Source organism: Photobacterium sp. R1 (assembly GCF_054600795.1).
The window spans coordinates 1-277 of the sequence record NZ_BAAHZP010000489.1; the positions used below are offsets into that span (position 1 = coordinate 1).

Sequence of the window (277 nt, forward strand, 5' to 3'; positions counted from 1 at the left end):
GGTATCACGCTGCCTGATGATCAAAGATGCACTGACCGGCGACACCCAGGCGCACACTCAGGCCGCACTGGCTGATTTCATTCAGGAAGGCGATTTGCTGCGCCATATCCGCAAAATGCGTCGGCTGTACAAAGACAAACATCGCTTGATGCTGGATGCCATCAGCCGCTTTTTCGGGGATCAGGTGGAAGTGCTCAGCCAGCCTGCCGGACTGCACATCACGCTCAGGTGGCAGGGTGGAATCGGTGAAGATGACTGGGCGCAGCAGGCAGAAGCC

General features: G+C 57.8%; 1 pseudogene. It reads left to right on the forward strand.

Features of this window, described 5'->3' with window-relative positions:
- Positions 1 to 277, forward strand: a pseudogene (locus tag ACYP03_RS25985) (PLP-dependent aminotransferase family protein); the annotation flags it as partial.